Annotated in this window: 16 protein-coding genes; 2 read left to right on the top strand and 14 right to left on the bottom strand. The window is 62.3% G+C overall.

Translation table 11 applies throughout. The features are described from left to right. Window positions 1-40 precede the first annotated feature (40 nt). Window positions 41-808: an alpha/beta fold hydrolase gene (locus KI811_RS06260; protein ID WP_214185620.1), complete on the top strand. Its 768-nt coding sequence runs from the start codon at window positions 41-43 to the stop codon at window positions 806-808. 60 nt (window positions 809-868) lie between these two features. On the opposite strand, the gene KI811_RS06255 is transcribed toward KI811_RS06260, so the two are convergent. Beyond that, a complete protein-coding gene (locus KI811_RS06255; RefSeq protein ID WP_214185619.1) occupies window positions 869-1939 on the bottom strand; it encodes a type IV pilus twitching motility protein PilT in 1071 nt (356 codons plus the stop codon). A 12-nt stretch (window positions 1940-1951) separates the two neighbouring features. Next, window positions 1952-3574 carry a GspE/PulE family protein gene (locus KI811_RS06250; protein WP_214185618.1) on the bottom strand — a complete coding sequence of 541 codons (1623 nt, stop codon included), beginning with the start codon at window positions 3572-3574 and terminating at the stop codon, window positions 1952-1954. 181 nt (window positions 3575-3755) lie between these two features. Between KI811_RS06250 and KI811_RS06245 the strand changes: the two genes are divergently transcribed. Then, entirely contained in the window at window positions 3756-4760 is a 1005-nt protein-coding gene (locus KI811_RS06245; protein WP_214185617.1) for a hypothetical protein, read from the top strand. Window positions 4761-4871: 111 nt separating this feature from the next. Here KI811_RS06245 and KI811_RS06240 read toward each other — a convergent pair whose 3' ends face one another. From KI811_RS06240 to KI811_RS06185, 12 genes are all read right to left on the bottom strand, one after another. Continuing rightward, complete coding sequence (locus tag KI811_RS06240) at window positions 4872-5834, bottom strand: transglycosylase domain-containing protein (RefSeq protein WP_214185616.1); 963 nt, start codon at window positions 5832-5834, stop codon at window positions 4872-4874. Window positions 5835-5836: 2 nt separating this feature from the next. Continuing rightward, window positions 5837-6856 carry a 4-hydroxythreonine-4-phosphate dehydrogenase PdxA gene (pdxA, locus tag KI811_RS06235; protein ID WP_214185615.1) on the bottom strand — a complete coding sequence of 340 codons (1020 nt, stop codon included), beginning with the start codon at window positions 6854-6856 and terminating at the stop codon, window positions 5837-5839. 88 nt (window positions 6857-6944) lie between these two features. Next, window positions 6945-7361: a F0F1 ATP synthase subunit epsilon gene (locus tag KI811_RS06230; RefSeq protein ID WP_214185614.1), complete on the bottom strand. Its 417-nt coding sequence runs from the start codon at window positions 7359-7361 to the stop codon at window positions 6945-6947. A gap of 62 nt (window positions 7362-7423) precedes the next feature. Continuing rightward, a complete protein-coding gene (gene atpD, locus KI811_RS06225; RefSeq protein ID WP_214185613.1) occupies window positions 7424-8836 on the bottom strand; it encodes a F0F1 ATP synthase subunit beta in 1413 nt (470 codons plus the stop codon). A 58-nt stretch (window positions 8837-8894) separates the two neighbouring features. Next, the gene (gene atpG, locus KI811_RS06220) at window positions 8895-9758 is read right to left on the bottom strand and encodes an ATP synthase F1 subunit gamma (protein WP_214185612.1); all 864 of its coding nucleotides are present in this window, start codon (window positions 9756-9758) and stop codon (window positions 8895-8897) included. 21 nt (window positions 9759-9779) lie between these two features. Next, window positions 9780-11291: a F0F1 ATP synthase subunit alpha gene (atpA, locus tag KI811_RS06215; RefSeq protein WP_214185611.1), complete on the bottom strand. Its 1512-nt coding sequence runs from the start codon at window positions 11289-11291 to the stop codon at window positions 9780-9782. Window positions 11292-11299: 8 nt separating this feature from the next. Beyond that, window positions 11300-11842 carry an ATP synthase F1 subunit delta gene (atpH, locus tag KI811_RS06210; protein ID WP_214185610.1) on the bottom strand — a complete coding sequence of 181 codons (543 nt, stop codon included), beginning with the start codon at window positions 11840-11842 and terminating at the stop codon, window positions 11300-11302. Further along, entirely contained in the window at window positions 11839-12459 is a 621-nt protein-coding gene (locus KI811_RS06205) for a F0F1 ATP synthase subunit B (RefSeq protein ID WP_214185609.1), read from the bottom strand. Before KI811_RS06205 ends, atpH begins: the two co-directional genes overlap by 4 nt. Before the next feature lies 1 nt (window position 12460). Beyond that, a complete protein-coding gene (locus tag KI811_RS06200) occupies window positions 12461-12886 on the bottom strand; it encodes a F0F1 ATP synthase subunit B (RefSeq protein WP_214185608.1) in 426 nt (141 codons plus the stop codon). A gap of 182 nt (window positions 12887-13068) precedes the next feature. Continuing rightward, window positions 13069-13908, bottom strand: a complete 840-nt coding sequence (locus KI811_RS06195; RefSeq protein WP_214185607.1) for a ParB/RepB/Spo0J family partition protein — start codon at window positions 13906-13908, stop codon at window positions 13069-13071. Further along, window positions 13901-14674, bottom strand: a complete 774-nt coding sequence (locus KI811_RS06190) for a ParA family protein (RefSeq protein ID WP_214185606.1) — start codon at window positions 14672-14674, stop codon at window positions 13901-13903. Before KI811_RS06190 ends, KI811_RS06195 begins: the two co-directional genes overlap by 8 nt. 145 nt (window positions 14675-14819) lie before the next feature. After that, a complete protein-coding gene (locus KI811_RS06185; RefSeq protein ID WP_214185605.1) occupies window positions 14820-15239 on the bottom strand; it encodes a response regulator in 420 nt (139 codons plus the stop codon). Window positions 15240-15307: the final 68 nt, after the last annotated feature.

Genomic DNA, 15307 nt, shown 5'->3' with positions numbered 1-15307 from the left:
CCGCCGCCCCAAATACATCCCTCAAGAGGAGATACGTTCCATGCCGCACCTGAACCTTGGCGAAAACAGACAGATCTACTACGAGCTTATCGACGGGGACCAGAACCGCCCCCATCTGGTCTTTCTCCATGAAGGGCTCGGCTCCACGGCCATGTGGAAGAAGTTTCCCCATTTGCTCTGCCAGCAAACCGGCTGTCCCGGCATTGTCTACGACCGTCTCGGCTACGGCAGTTCATCGCCGCTCCCCGCCCCCATGACCCTCCACTATCTGCATAGCTATGCGCTGCTTGAGTTGCCGGACGTCGTTGCACGGCTGATCCCGGAGAGGGATTACATCCTGATCGGCCACTCGGACGGCGGAAGTGTCGGCCTTATTGCCGCGGCGGAGAAGCCTTCGCGGCTCAAGGGGTTCATCGGCGAGGCGGCCCATGTTTTTGTGGAGAAGGAGACGTTAGCCGGCATCCGGGCCACGACGGATACCTTCAACGGGGGAGGATTGCGCGGGCTCTTCAGGTATCACGGGGACAAGACGGAAGGGCTTTTCAAGGCATGGTCCGACATCTGGCTCAGCGAGGGGTTCAAGCACTGGAATATCGAGTATGCGTTGCCGTCCATAGAATGCCCGGTCCTGCTGGTGCAAGGCACGGAGGACAACTATGGCACGGTGGCCCAGGTGGACGCGATCGCGGCAAAGGTACCGGATGCCCGGAAGGCGATGGTGGAGGGGTGCGCCCATGTGCCGCACCATGAAATGACTGATGTTGTTTTGCGGCTGATGGCGGAGTTCGTGGAGGGGCTGACGGCGTGAACTATCGTTCGGGCCGACTCTCCCTCGTAATAGGAGAAGCCGGCCCGAAAGGAAAAGACCCTACTGCCCCGGCTTCTCCGCCAGGTACTGCTCGAACTGCTTCTTGTCCTGGGCGCAGCGGTAGGCCTCCTCGGCGGTGATCCGCTTGGTCTTGAAGAGGTCCAGCAGGTGCTGGTCCATGAGCTGCATTCCGTCCCGCTTGGCGGTCTGGATGATGGAGGGGATCTGGAAGGTCTTCCCCTCCCGGATCAGGTTGCCGATGGCCGGGGTGCCGAGCATGATCTCCAGGGCCGCCACCCTCCCCTTGCCGTCGGCGGTCTTCAGGAGCTGCTGGCAGACGACCCCCTTGAGGGATTCGGAGAGCATGGCCCGGGTCTGCTCCTGCTGGTCGGTGGGGAAGACGTCGATGATCCGGTCGATGGTCTTGGCCGCGGAGTTGGTGTGGAGGGTCCCGAAGACCAGGTGCCCGGTCTCGGCGGCGCTCATGGCGAGGCCGATGGTCTCCAGGTCCCGCATCTCGCCGACGAGAATGACGTCGGGGTCTTCCCGAAGCGCGGCTCTCAGGGCGGCGGTGAAGGTCATGGAGTGCTCGCCGATCTGCCGCTGGTTCAGGAGCGACAGCTTGTTCTCGTGGATGAACTCGAGGGGGTCCTCCAGGGTGAGGATGTGCTCCTTGCGGGTGGCGTTGATGAGGTCGATCATGGCGGCGAGGGTCGTGGATTTTCCCGAGCCGGTGGGGCCGGTGACCAGCACGAGCCCCTTCTTGAACATGGTCATGCGGCGGACCCCGTCGGGGAGGCTGAGATCATCGGCCGAGAGGATCTTGCTGGGGATGATCCGGAAAACGGCGGCTATCCCCCGGTGGGTCATCAGGTAGTTTCCCCGAAACCGGGCAAGACCGGGAATGGCGTAGGCGAAGTCGAGGTCGTGGCGCTCCTCGAAGTCGGCCTTCTGCTTGTCGGTGAGGATCTCGTAGAGGATGACCATCAGCTCGTCGTGGCTGAGGGGCTTGAAGTTCTGCCGGGCCATCTCGCCGTGGAGCCGGAAGATGGGGGGCGCCCCGGAGGAGAGGTGGAGGTCGGAGGCCCCCTGTTCCTTGAGCATTTTGAAGAGTGTGTCGATGCGTGCCATGTGACTTCTCCGTCAGCTGAGTAGGGAGGCCATGAAATCCTCCCGGGAGATTACCCCCTGTGCAACCAGCGCCCGTCCCTCCTCGGCGATTCCCCGCCAGCCATGCTCCCGCAACAGCTCGATCACGCCGCTGCCGTCGCGGGCCGTCTCGAAACGTTCCCGCACCCGCTGGTCGAAGGTGATGACGTCCATGAGGAAGCGGGTCCCGCCATAACCGGTCTGGCCGCAGGCCGGACACCCGGCGGCCCGGAAGGAGGGCTCCGTTTCGTCAGGTGGTGCCGGGGCGGCCGCGCGGCAGTCGGGGCAGAGGGTGCGGACCCCGGCGCAGACGATGACCCCCCGCAGATGGGCCGGGGTGAGGAGGTGCCGGTCCCGGAAGGCGATGAGCTGCTGCAGGGCTCCGGCCCCGTCGCCGCAGCCGAGCCCCGCCACAACCAGCGTCCCCCGCTGGGCGGCACGGCAGGCGGCCGCGAAGACCTTGCCGTCGGCCACATCTTCGAGGATCAGGATATCGGGATCGTGCTCCAGGGCCGCCATGACCACTGCCCCCACCTCGGTGCCGGCGGGCACCGGCACCCGGGGAAAGCGCCTCCCCCCCTGGGGCGGTCCGCTCCCCACCATGATGACTGTCTTGCCGCCGGTGTCGCACTCCTGGAGGTAGAGCTCCATGAGCCGCCCTCGCATCTCCTCTTCCCGGGCGCCCATGACCACCATCCCCCGCCCCGCCGCGGCCAGTTCGGCAAAGCGGGCCGTCGTTGCCTCCGGGAGCCCCATGTCGGCCACGGAGTCGGGGAAAGCGGCATCGACGCGCATCCGGAAGGTGAGGTAGTCACCCCCCTCTCCCCGCAGGAGCGCCACCTGGAACGGGATCGTGCGCCCCTTCCAGCCGAAGGCGAAGGTACCCTTGGCGGTGAACTCTCCCCCCGTCAGTTTTGCCAGTTTCTTTACCCGCATGACCACCTCGGGGTAATGGGTGGGTGAGAGCCGCCCCGCCTCGCGCCCGACCCCGCCCCGGCGGCAGACCATCGCAATCCCGTCTCCCAAGGGCTGCAGGGAGAGGGACGAGAGCTTCTGCTGGACCACGAAGAGGAGGAGGTAGTCGACGAACTTCGCCCCGGTCAGGTCGTGGTTGATGGCGCTGAGGGCGCTGGCCGGAAAGGCGGCCGACTCGAAACCGAGGGTGTCGGTCTCATCGGGCGGGCCGTAGAAGATCTCCTGCATCTCGCGGATCTCCCGCAGAAGCGCCACGGACACCGAGACAGGGCAGCCGGCGGCCTTCTCCACGGCCGACAGGGCGGCGGTGTTGAGGGGATCGGCGATGGCGACACTGATCTCATCGCCGGTGACGATGAGGGGAATGAGGTTGTGCTGGCGCGCTAGGGGCGCCGGGATCAGGGCCACGGCCTCCGTGTCCACCATGGTCGGTTTGAGCCGGACGTAGGGGATGTTGAGCTGGTTGGAGAGGGCCCAGTCGATGTCCTCCTGGGCCACGACCCCCAGTTTCACCAGGGCCTCGCCGAAGCGGCACCCCGACGCCTGCTGCTCGTCGAGGGCGGCGCGGATATCGTTCTCACTGATGATCTGGCACCGGAAGAGTATGTCCCCCAGGGACCCCGGCCGTACGATGCTTTCCATGGCTATCCTCCCTCTTGACTACATCGGTCAGGTTCGCACAATTCTTGAGGAATATTTTCGGCTTGCCCGTTTCTCATCCTTTACACGACAGACACCCCTGTGCTAGGCTCATGAAAAATTTTCGGCTCCGTGACCGGCCCCGCGTCTGCCGACGCCCGTCATGGCGCCCCAGGAGCGTTCCATGAAAAGAAAAGCCCTCGCCCTCCTCTCCGGGGGGCTCGACTCTACCCTTGCGGTCAAGGTGATGCTTGAGCAGGGGATCGAAGTCGAAGCCCTCAACTTCACCTCCCCCTTCTGTACCTGTACCGGAAAAAACGCTGGATGCAAATCGGAAGCGATCCGGGTGGCCGAAGAATTCGGCATCCCCATCAAGGTGATGAACAAGGGTGTCGACTACCTTGAGGTGGTCCGAAAGCCCAAGCACGGCTACGGCAAGGGGATGAACCCCTGCATCGACTGCCGGATTTTCCTGCTGCGCAAGGCCAAGGAGTACATGACCGAGAGCGGCGCCGACTTCGTCATCACCGGCGAGGTGCTGGGGCAGCGCCCCATGAGCCAGCGCCGCCACACCCTCGACATCATCGAGCGGGAAAGCGGCCTGGCGGGACGGCTGCTCCGCCCCCTGTCGGCCAAGCACTTCGAGCCCACCCTCCCCGAGCAGGAGGGATGGGTGGACCGGGAGAAGCTCCTGGCGATCCAGGGACGCTCCCGCAAGGAGCAGATGCAGCTGGCCGAGGATCTCGATGTGAAGAACTACCCCTGCCCCGCCGGCGGCTGCCTCCTGACCGAGGTCTCCTTCGTCTCCAAGGTGCGGGACGTGTTCGACCACTCGGACCAGCTGAACCTGCGGGATTTCCGCCTCCTGAAGGTGGCACGCCACTTCCGGGTCGGTCCCCGGACCAAGGCCCTCATCGGCCGCAACGAGGCGGAAAACGAGCTCCTCTCCCGCAACATCCAGCCGGGGGAGGCGACGCTCCGCTGGATCGACGGATCGAGCCCCCTGGGAGTCCTCATGGGGGTCGTGGACGATGCGCTCCTGGAGACCTCCGCGAAGATACTCCTGCGCTACACCCGGGCCGAGCCGGGAGCGGAGTGCCGGGTGAATGTGGTGATCGACGACAACGAGCGGATCATCGCGGTCCCCAACGAGTTCTCGGATCCGTCCATCGAGGGGTACCGGGTTTAGATGTGGTTGGGTAAGGGCGAAGCAGATGATTCGCTTGCTTACTCAAGCCTACGCGGTCTGTTGCAGCACGATCTCATGAATAGGAAAGGGCGGGGAAATCCCCGCCCTTTCCTATTTCTGCTCTTCCTGGACGGGGAATGCTCCCCCCTTCCCCTCTTCCGCCGGAGCCGCCCCGGCCGGCTCCGGCGTTGGCTCTGCCGGCGACGCTTCCCGTGCAGGGCTCTCCCCTTCGGGCGGTGGCACGGCGGTCGGCTCCTGGGGTCCGGCAACCCCGGAGAAGTTCTGGAACGCAGCCGCCTCCTTCTCGATGCTCTGGTCCACCTTCCGCTGGAGCCCGGCGATGTTGGGCTCCTGCCCCATGGCCTGCTGGTACTCTCCGACCGAGAGGACACCCTTGTTCCGCAACAGCCGCAGGATCATGGTGGAGCGCTTCAGCACCTTGTCCAAGTTCTTGTAAGGATTGTAGGCCACCCGGGGCCCCGGAAGCATGGCGGCCAGAAAGGCGCACTCCCGGGGGGTCAGGGCCGAGGCCGGCTTGCCGAAGTAGTATCGGGCCCCGTGACCGATGCCGTAAACCATGGGCCCCAGCTCCACCACGTTCAGGTAGAGCTCGATGATCCTCCCCTTGGTCAACTCCTCCTCCATCCGCTTGGCCAGGACGATCTCCTTCACCTTGCGGGAGATGGTCTTCTCCCGGGAGAGAAAGAGGTTCTTGGCCACCTGCTGGGTGATGGTGGAGGCCCCCCGGGCAAAGCTCTTCTTTTCGAGGTCGTACTTGATGGCGTTCTTGATCGCCTTCACGTCGATCCCCTCGTGCTTGTAGAAGTTGGAGTCCTCGGCCAGGATCACCGCCCACTTCATCTCCGCCGGGATGCTCCCTGACGGGGTCCAGTAGCGGTTCTTGGGCCCCACGGTGAAGGGGTGGTAGTCGCCGTGCCAATCCTTCACCTGGATGGTCATGTTCGTGCGGCGGTTCTTGAGCTCTTCCACGGACGGGAGGAACATGAGGGATATGGCGATATAGGCGCAATAGGCCACCACGGCCCCGATTGCCAGATAGAGCAGCTTTTTCATGGTCACGGCTTTCCGTCCCCCGATCCCTTGACCCGCGCCATGTCCGCCGCCATGAGGATGGCAGCCTTCATGCTATCCGCCGATGCCCTGCCGGTCCCCGCCAGGTCGTAGGCGGTGCCGTGATCCACGGAGGTGCGGATGATGGGAAGCCCCAGGGTCACGTTGACCCCGTCGTCGAAGTGGAGGAGCTTCAGGGGGATGAGTCCCTGATCGTGGTACATGCAGACCACCGCGTCGTAGCCCCCCTGGATGGCAAAGTGAAAGAGGGTATCGGCGGAGAGGGGGCCGAGGGCGTCGATCCCCTCCTGCCGGGCTGCCTCAACAGCCGGAGCAATGATTCGCGCCTCCTCGTCCCCGAACATCCCCCCTTCGCCGCAGTGGGGGTTGAGGGCCAGCACCGCGATGCGGGGGTTCCTCCTGAAGTAGCGGTGCACATCCCGGTGGGTGATCCGGATCGTCTCCAGCACCCGCTCGAAGGTCACCAGCCGCGGCACATCCGCCAAGGCCTCGTGGATGGTAACGAGGGTGACCCGCATCCGCGAGCCGGCCAGCATCATGACGACCCGTTCCGCACCGGCCAGTTCGGCCAGGAGCTCCGTATGACCGGGATAGTGATGCCCGGCCCGGTTAAGGGCCTCCTTGCTGATGGGAGCGGTCGCCATGGCATCGGCATTTCCCTCAAGGCAGAGCCGCGCCGCCTCGCAGATGGCCCGATACATGGCGTCGCCGCTGGCAACGGTGGGGCGGCCATACTGCATGTCCGTATCGGTGAGAGACGAAATCTCCCAAAGGGGGAGCACCCCTTCCTTGCTTTCCTCCCAGTTCAGGGCATCGGTCCGCTCCACCTTGAGCGCGGCCCCCGCAACGGCGATTCCCCGTGCCATGGCAGCCCTGTCGCCGAGAACGAGGAACCGGCAGTGCTTCCGCACTTCCGGATCGGCAAGAGTTGCGGCGATTATCTCGGGGCCGACCCCGGTGGGATCCCCCATGGTTATGACGATGCGTGGCTTAGTGTTTGGCATGTCCGGATCATAGCAGGATTCAGGGCCTGCTTCAGTGAAAAAAAAAGAGCGGCAGAGGCCGCTCTTTTCGGTACATGGTGATGTGTCGCTACTTCCGGGTGGTCTTGCCCGCCACCTGCATACGGATCAGTGCCCGCTCCAGGGCAGCCTCCTGGGTCTTGTAGCTCTTGTCTTCGGGGGAAAGACGCTTGAGTGCCTCTTCCGCGCGCCCCAGGGCAGCCTTGGCCCGCTCCAGGTCGATCTCGTCGGCCCGCTCCGCGGTTTCGACGAGCACCGTAACCTTGTCATCCTCAACCTCAAAGTAGCCCCAGTTGACCGCCAGATGGAACAGCTGGCCACCCTTCTTGTAGGTGAGCTCTCCGATCTTCAGGGAGGTGAGAAACGGCGCGTGGCCCGGAAGGACGCCGAACTCGCCGAGGGCGCCCGTGGCGGTGATCTCATCGACCTCTTCGGACAGGATCTTCTTATAGGGTGTTACCAGATCGACTTTCAGTTTTTCAGCCATCTATCTTCATCCTTTTGGCAGGGAAGCCGTCACGGCTTCCCTGCGACGAGGTCATGTGTACCTTAGGCAGCAAGTTTCTTCGCTTTTTCCAGGGCCTCTTCGATGGTGCCGACCATGTAGAAGGCCTGCTCGGGGATATCGTCGTGCTTGCCGGCAACGATCTCCTGGAACCCCTTGATGGTGTCCTTCAGCTCCACGTACTTGCCGGGGCTGCCGGTGAAGGCCTCGGCAACGTGGAACGGCTGGGAGAGGAAGCGCTGGATCTTACGGGCGCGGGCAACGACCTGCTTGTCCTCTTCGGAGAGTTCGTCCATACCGAGAATGGCGATGATGTCCTGGAGGTCCTTGTACTTCTGGAGAACGTACTGAACCTGGCGGGCGATGGCGTAGTGCTCCTCGCCGATGACCTGGGGATCGAGAATCCGCGACGTGGAGTCGAGGGGGTCAACGGCGGGGTAGATGCCGAGCTCGGCGATCTGACGGGAAAGAACGGTCGTTGCGTCCAAGTGGGCGAAGGCCGTTGCCGGGGCCGGGTCGGTAAGGTCGTCGGCCGGAACGTAGATGGCCTGAACCGAGGTGATGGAGCCCTTGGTGGTGGAGGTGATTCGCTCCTGGAGTTCACCCATCTCGGTGGCCAGCGTAGGCTGGTAACCAACGGCGGAGGGGATCCGGCCAAGAAGCGCGGAAACCTCGGAACCTGCCTGAGTAAAGCGGAAGATGTTGTCAACGAAGAGAAGAACGTTCTGCCCTTCCTCATCACGGAAGTACTCGGCGATGGAGAGGGCGGAGAGGGCAACCCGCGCACGGGCCCCGGGAGGCTCGTTCATCTGGCCGTACACGAGGGCGGCCTTATCGAGAACGCCGGACTCCTTCATCTCCATCCAGAGGTCGTTCCCTTCACGGGTACGCTCGCCCACACCGGCGAACACGGAGAAACCACCGTGTTGCTTGGCGATGTTGTTGATGAGTTCCATGATGAGAACGGTTTTGCCGACGCCGGCGCCGCCGAAGAGGCCGATTTTACCGCCCCGGGCGTAAGGAGCGAGGAGGTCAACGACCTTGATGCCGGTGGTGAAGGCTTCTACCTTGGTGGACTGGTCCACAAACGCAGGGGCTTCACGGTGGATGCCGTATTCCTTCTCGGCGTTGACCGGACCCATCTCGTCAACGGGCTCGCCGATGACGTTCAGGATGCGGCCCAGGGTCTTGCGGCCGACCGGCACGGAGATCTGCTTGCCGGTGTCGAGGACGGACTGGCCGCGGACGAGGCCGTCGGTGGAGTCCATGGCGATGGTCCGGACGGAGTTCTCGCCCAGGTGCTGGGCAACTTCGAGCACCAGGTTGTATTCTTTATCGTCAATGGCCGGGTTGGTAACCCGGAGGGCGTTGTAGATGGGAGGCAGTTTGCCCGGCTCGAACTCGACGTCGATAACCGCGCCGATAACCTGCGAAATTTTACCAAAGTTCTGACTCATGGTGCCTCTTCCTCCTGCGGCCCGTGCCGGGCCTCTATTTTATAATCGTGAGATTAACTTATCCCTTGATCGACTCGGCGCCGGAGATGATCTCCATGAGCTCGGTCGTGATTGCTGCCTGGCGGGCCCGGTTGTACTGAAGGGTCAGCTTGCCGATCATCTCGGTGGCGTTCTTGGACGCGCTGTCCATGGCGGTCATCCGGGCGCCATGCTCCGATGCCACCGACTCCAGCAGCGCCTTGAATACCTGCACCTCGATGTGCTTGGGAAGGAGCTCGTCAAGGAGCTCCCCCTTGGAGGGCTCGTAGATGTACTCGGGAACGTACTCCTCTTCGGCTGTCTCCTCGGGAACAATCGGGAGGAGCTGCTGGAGGGTGATGTCCTGGGACATGACGCTCCGGAACGCGTTGAAGAGGAGATATACCTCGTCGTATTCCTCCGCCACGTATCCCTCGACCACTTCCTGGGCCAAGAGCGCAGCGGTGGGGTAGCTGAGGTTCGAAAGGACGTTGCCGTAGTTCTTGTTGATCTTCTGCCGGTTCTTGAGGAACTCGAAGCCCTTGCGGCCGACGGTGGTCACGGAGATCTCGGCGAATTCAGCCTTCTTCTCCCTGATGAAGCGCTCCGCAGCCTTACAGATGTTGGCGTTGAAGCCACCACAGAGACCCCGGTCGGAGGTAACCACCACGAGAAGGGCCTTCTGGCTGATACGCTTCTGCAGCAGGGGGCTTGAGCTTCCGTCCTGGCTCTTGGCCAGGCGACCCAGAACCTCCCCCAGCTTCTTCGCATAGGGGCGGGCGGCAACCACGTTTTCCTGGGCACGGCGCAGCTTCGCAGCCGAGACCATCTTCATGGCCTTGGTTATCTGCCTGGTGTTTTTGACCGAGACAATACGCTTTTTAATGCTTTTCAGGCTTGCCATATCTGGAGGACCGTCCTTAGATTACGCGGTAAATTCCTTCTTGAATTCGTCAAGGGCGGCAACGATCTTGCCCTTGAGGTCGTCATCGATCGCCTTCTTGTCGCGCAGTTCGGCGAGGATATCGGTCTTCCTTCCGTCGAAGAAGGAATAGAGCTCACTCTCGTAACGGCGCAGGGAGGCGACGGGGTAGTCATCGACGTAGCCATTGTTGGCGGCGAAGATGATGAGGACCTGCTTCTCGTTGGGAATCGGACGGTACTGGGGCTGCTTGAGAATCTCGACGAGGCGCTCGCCGCGGGCCAACTGCATCTGGGTCGCCTTGTCCAGGTCGGAACCGAACTGGGCGAAGGCCGCCATTTCCCGATACTGGGCGAGGTTCAGACGAAGCGTACCGGCAACCTGCTTCATGGCCTTCACCTGGGCGGAACCACCGACCCGGGAGACCGAGAGGCCGACGTTGATGGCCGGGCGGACGCCGGAGTAGAACAGGTCGCTCTCCAGGTAGATCTGGCCGTCGGTGATGGAAATGACGTTGGTCGGAATATACGCGGAAACGTCGCCGGCCTGGGTCTCGATGATCGGCAGTGCGGTGAGCGAACCAGCGCCGCAGTCGTCGGAGAGCTTCGCAGCACGCTCAAGGAGGCGGCTGTGGAGGTAGAAGACGTCGCCCGGATACGCTTCACGCCCCGGCGGACGGCGAAGGAGCAGGGAAAGCTGGCGGTAGGCAACGGCCTGCTTGGAGAGGTCATCGTAGATGATCAGGGCATGCTTGCCGTTGTCCCGGAAGTACTCGCCCATGGTGACGCCGGTGTAGGGGGCGATGAACTGGAGCGGTGCCGGCTCGGAGGCGGAGGCGGAAACGACGATGGTGTAATCCATGGCGCCGTGCTCCTGGAGCTTGCTCACCACCTGGGCAACGGTGGAACGCTTCTGGCCGATGGCGACATAGATGCAGATGAGGTCGCCACCCTTCTGGTTGATGATGGTGTCGATGGCAACGGCGGTCTTGCCGGTCTGGCGGTCGCCGATGATGAGCTCCCGCTGGCCGCGGCCGACCGGAACCATGGCATCGATGGCCTTGAGGCCGGTCTGCATCGGCTGGTGGACCGACTTCCGCTTGACGATGCCGGGGGCCTTCACCTCGACCTTACCGAAGGTGGTGGTGTTGATCGGGCCCTTGCCGTCGATGGGTTGGCCGATGGCGTTGACAACGCGGCCAATGAGGGCCTCGCCCACCGGAACCTCGACGATCCTGCCGGTCCGCTTGACGGTGGTCCCTTCCTTGATGTTCTCGTTGTCTTCACCGAGGATCGCCGCACCGACGTTGTCCTCTTCGAGGTTGAGAACCATGCCGGAGACCCCGCCGGGGAACTCCAGGAGCTCGCCGGCCATGGCCTTGTCCAGGCCGTGGATGCGGGCGATACCGTCACCGACGGAGATGATGGTGCCGGTCTCGGCCACCTCGACCTCCTTGCCGTACTCCTTGATCTGCTTGCGGATAATTTCGCTGATTTCTTCGGCTCTGATTTCCATGGAACCTCTCACCCCTTCTGTAATATATCCTGAATCCTGTTCAACTGGGTCCGTACGCTGCCGTCAAAAACCTTGTCGCCGATCTTGGTGATCACCCCGCCGATGAGCGAGGGCTCCACCTGGACCGACAGCTGCACCTTCTTACCCGTTGCCTTGACCAGCGCGCCCTTCATGCTCTCCACCTGGGCATCCTCAAGAGGAAAAGCCGAGGTGAGCACCGGGCGGATAACGCCGGAAAGCTCGTCGGCGAATGCGGCATAGCTGTGGGCAATCTGGGGAAGAAAACCGATTCTCCCCCGGTCGAGGAGAACCTGGAGAAAGTTGGAGACCGTGCCGGAGAGGCTCAGCTTCGCAAGGACGTCCTTGAGAATTTCCCTCTTGGCTTCAATGCGGTACGCAGGGCTTTTCAGGACGGAATCGATGTCGGCGTTTCCTTCAAGCAGGGCTGCGAACTGCCCCAACTCGGCACCGAACCGGTCGACCGCGCCTTCCTCGGCCCCGAGCTGCACCAGCGCCTTGGCGTAGCGACGTGCAATAGCGTTCGAGATCAATGTAAGTTCTCCACCTTCGTAAGATAGTCGTTAACCAGCCGATCCTGGTCGTCTTTCTTGATGTTCTCGCGCAGGGACTGCTCAGCCATCTGGACGGCAAGGCGCGCAGCCTCCCCGCGAAGCTCCGCCTTTGCCTTGAGGACCTCTTGGGAGGCAGTGGCGGCGGCCTGCTCGCGAATCTTGTCGGCGGTCATTTTCGCCTCGGCAATGATCCGCTCCTTCTCCGACTCGGCTTCCTTGCGGATTGCGGCGTAAATCCCGTCGATCTCCTGGTTGGCTTTTTCCAGCTTCCCGCTGTACTCGGCAAACTTCTTCTCGGCAGCCGCCCGGGCCTCCTCGGCTTCGCGCAGGGCCTTCTCGATGTTGGCGGTGCGGTCTGCCAGGGCACCCTTGGCATTGGCCTTCTTGAGGGCCCAGATGATGACACCGAGAAGGGCGGCAAAGTCGATGACCCTCCACATGAAATCCTTCATCTGCTTGCCGGTGTCAACGTGGTGGGCACCCTCGCCCCCCTCGGCGGCAAACCCGAGGGCTGCCAGACCGATCACGGCGACACAGACCGCGGCAGGCACCATCACGGACTTCAGGAGCCCCTTTTTCTTGAATGCGTATGCCATGTTACAGACTCCTCCCAAGGACTTTCTCGCAGATTTCAAGGGACAGGGTACGGACCTGGGCTGCCAGCAGCTCCTTGGCGTCGGCGGCCTCTTTCGCCACCCTGTTCTTGATGGAGGAGAGAGAATCGGCAGCTTCCTTGCGGGCCTTCTCGATGACAGCAGCCTCTTCCTGAAGCGCGCTGTTGCGGAGAGTCTCGCGCTCGGCATTGGCCTTCGCCTTGATTTCGCGCAGGCGAGCTTCATAGAGGGCCATTTTTTCCTGCACGTCCTTGTCAACCGCAGCGGCCCGCTCTTTTGCGCCGTCAATCTGCGCCTTCCGGTCCGCCATGATTTTCCTGATCGGCTTGTAGAGGAAGATGTTCAGAATCAGGAGGAGGACCAGGAAGTTTACGAACTGAATCACAAAGGCAAGATCTAAACTTATCACGCTACCGCTCCGTAAAATCCACCACTTGTAGTTTGTATTCCGTATACGGGGTACTGTATCAAAAAAATATGCGGTCGTAAGGCCGCAAAACAGACGTTAGCTATCACACGTATTGGCGCTTGTCAACAAATTTATCCAAAAAACGACACGGCCTGCTTTCGCCCGACCGTATCGCACGCCCTTTAACCAAGCAGAAGATCGACGATTCTTGCAAGTTCGTCGCGGCTGCCGTAGGCAATCTCGATCTTGCCCCCCTTGCCGCTCTTGCGAACCGCAATTTTTGTCATGAAGCGACGCTGCAACTGCTCCACGAGGTCAGCGGCATGGACCTCCACGGCTGCAGCCTTAGGCTTGGGCTTCTGCTCCCCCTTCAACCTTTTCACAAGGCTTTCCGCCTCGCGCACGGTGAGGTTTCCCTTCACGACGGCATCCCGGGCCTCCCGCATCTGGAGGTCGGTATCGAGGGCAAGAATCGCCCGCGCATGGCCCATGGCCAGGCGCTCCTCAACGATGTCCTTCTTCAGTTCGGCGGGAAGCTTCAGGAGCCGCAGGGAATTGGCCACGGTGGATCGATCCTTGCCCACCCGCTTCGCAAGCTCGTCCTGGGTCAGGCTGAAGTTCTCCATGAGGGCGTGGTAGGCCTCGGCCTCCTCCACGGCGTTCAGATCCTCCCGCTGGATGTTCTCAATGAGGGCCATCTCCAGGGCGGTATCCTCGGAGACGTCCTGAATGACCACCGGCACCTCGCGGAGCCCGGCCTTCTGGGCGGCCCGCCATCGGCGCTCGCCGGCGATGAGCTCGTAGTGGTCTCCCTTTTTCCGCACCACGAGGGGCTGGATTATCCCCTTCTCGCGGATGGATGCGGCAAGCTCTTCCAACCTGTCGGGGGTGAAGGTCTTGCGGGGCTGGTTCCGGTTGGGACGGATCTCTTCGATGGGACAGGAGAAGTAGCGCTTCCCCTCCTCCTCCACGACCGGGAGAAGGGCCGCCATCCCCTTGCCGAGTCCGGTCTTCCTAACCATGGTGCGCCTCCCTTTCCATGAGTTCCTTGGCCAGCTCCATATAGGTGACGGCCCCCTTGGAGGTTATGTCGTACAGGATGATGGGACGGCCGTGGCTCGGGGCCTCGGAGAGTCTCACGTTGCGGGGGACCACGGTCTGGAAGGCAAGGGAGCCGAAGTGGGTACGGATCTCCTCGCTTACCTGGCGGGAAAGGTTGATGCGGCCGTCGTACATGGTGAGAAGGATCCCTTCAATGGCGAGCTTCGGGTTGAGCCCCTTCTGAACCAGCTTGATGGTCTTGATGATCTGGGAGAGCCCTTCCATGGCGTAGTACTCGCACTGGAGCGGGATAAGGACCGAGTCGGCGGCGGTCATGGCATTGACGGTGAGAAGCCCCAGGGACGGGGGACAGTCGATGATGATGTAGTCATACCGGTCATCAAGGCGTGCCAGGGCCTCCTTGAGCTTCCATTCCCGCGCCATGGCGGAGACGAGTTCCAGCTCGGCGCCGGCCAGGTCGGTGGTGGCGGGAAGAAGATCGAGACAGGCGAGATCTGTCCTGACTATGAGCGTTGCCGGATCGGCGTCGTTGATGATGGCGTCGTAGACCGACTCCGTCAGGCTTCCCTTGTCGATGCCGACGCCGCTTCCGGCGTTCCCCTGGGGGTCCATGTCCACGAGGAGCGTCCGCTTTTCCGCCGCCGCAAGGGAAGCGGCCAGGTTGACGGCGGTGGTGGTCTTGCCGACCCCGCCCTTCTGATTCGCTATGCAGATTTTCTTTGCCATCACAGGTAACCGTCGCGGGAAAAAGTGAGAAGGGAAAGCGGCTGGAAAGACGTAACAATTACCACATTATCCCCGGCTTGTGAAGGTATTTTTACCCGATGGCGCGTTAATGGAGGTCGTCGCCCCCCCCACGGGGCAGGGCGCGTCAAGAGGGAGGTGTATCGAAGAGGCCGGCCTTCTCCAGGATACCAACTATCTCTTTCCCATCCACCGGCTTGGTCAGGCAGCTGAGGACGTCCAACTCCCGGCAGCATTTCAGGTCGGTCTCCTCCCGGGACGAACTGATGACAATGACCGGAACCCGCCTGGTCCTCTCGTTGCCGCGGAGGGCGGTGAGAACCTCGATACCGTTTATTTTCGGCAGCTTCAGGTCGAGCAGAATAAAAGCCGGTTCGAGAAACACCCCTCCACCCTCCGGAGAACCGGAGCCCAGAAGACGGGCAAGGGCCTCTTCCCCATCGTGGGCAACGACAACGTTGTCGATTCCCTGCTTGCGCAAGGCGCGCAACGCGAGAAATTCATCGTCCGGATTATCCTCCACCAGAAGAACCTGAAACTTCTCCATCGGCACTCTCCTCTCCGCGTCCCGCTTTTCCCAAAACTGGCCGTTAAATAGTACGCCATAATGAAACT

Source organism: Geobacter hydrogenophilus (assembly GCF_018501225.1).
Taxonomy (GTDB): Bacteria; Desulfobacterota; Desulfuromonadia; order Geobacterales; family Geobacteraceae; genus Geobacter; species Geobacter hydrogenophilus.
The sequence above is the reverse complement of the archived record's forward strand: the minus strand, read 5'-3'. Positions and strand labels throughout refer to the sequence as shown.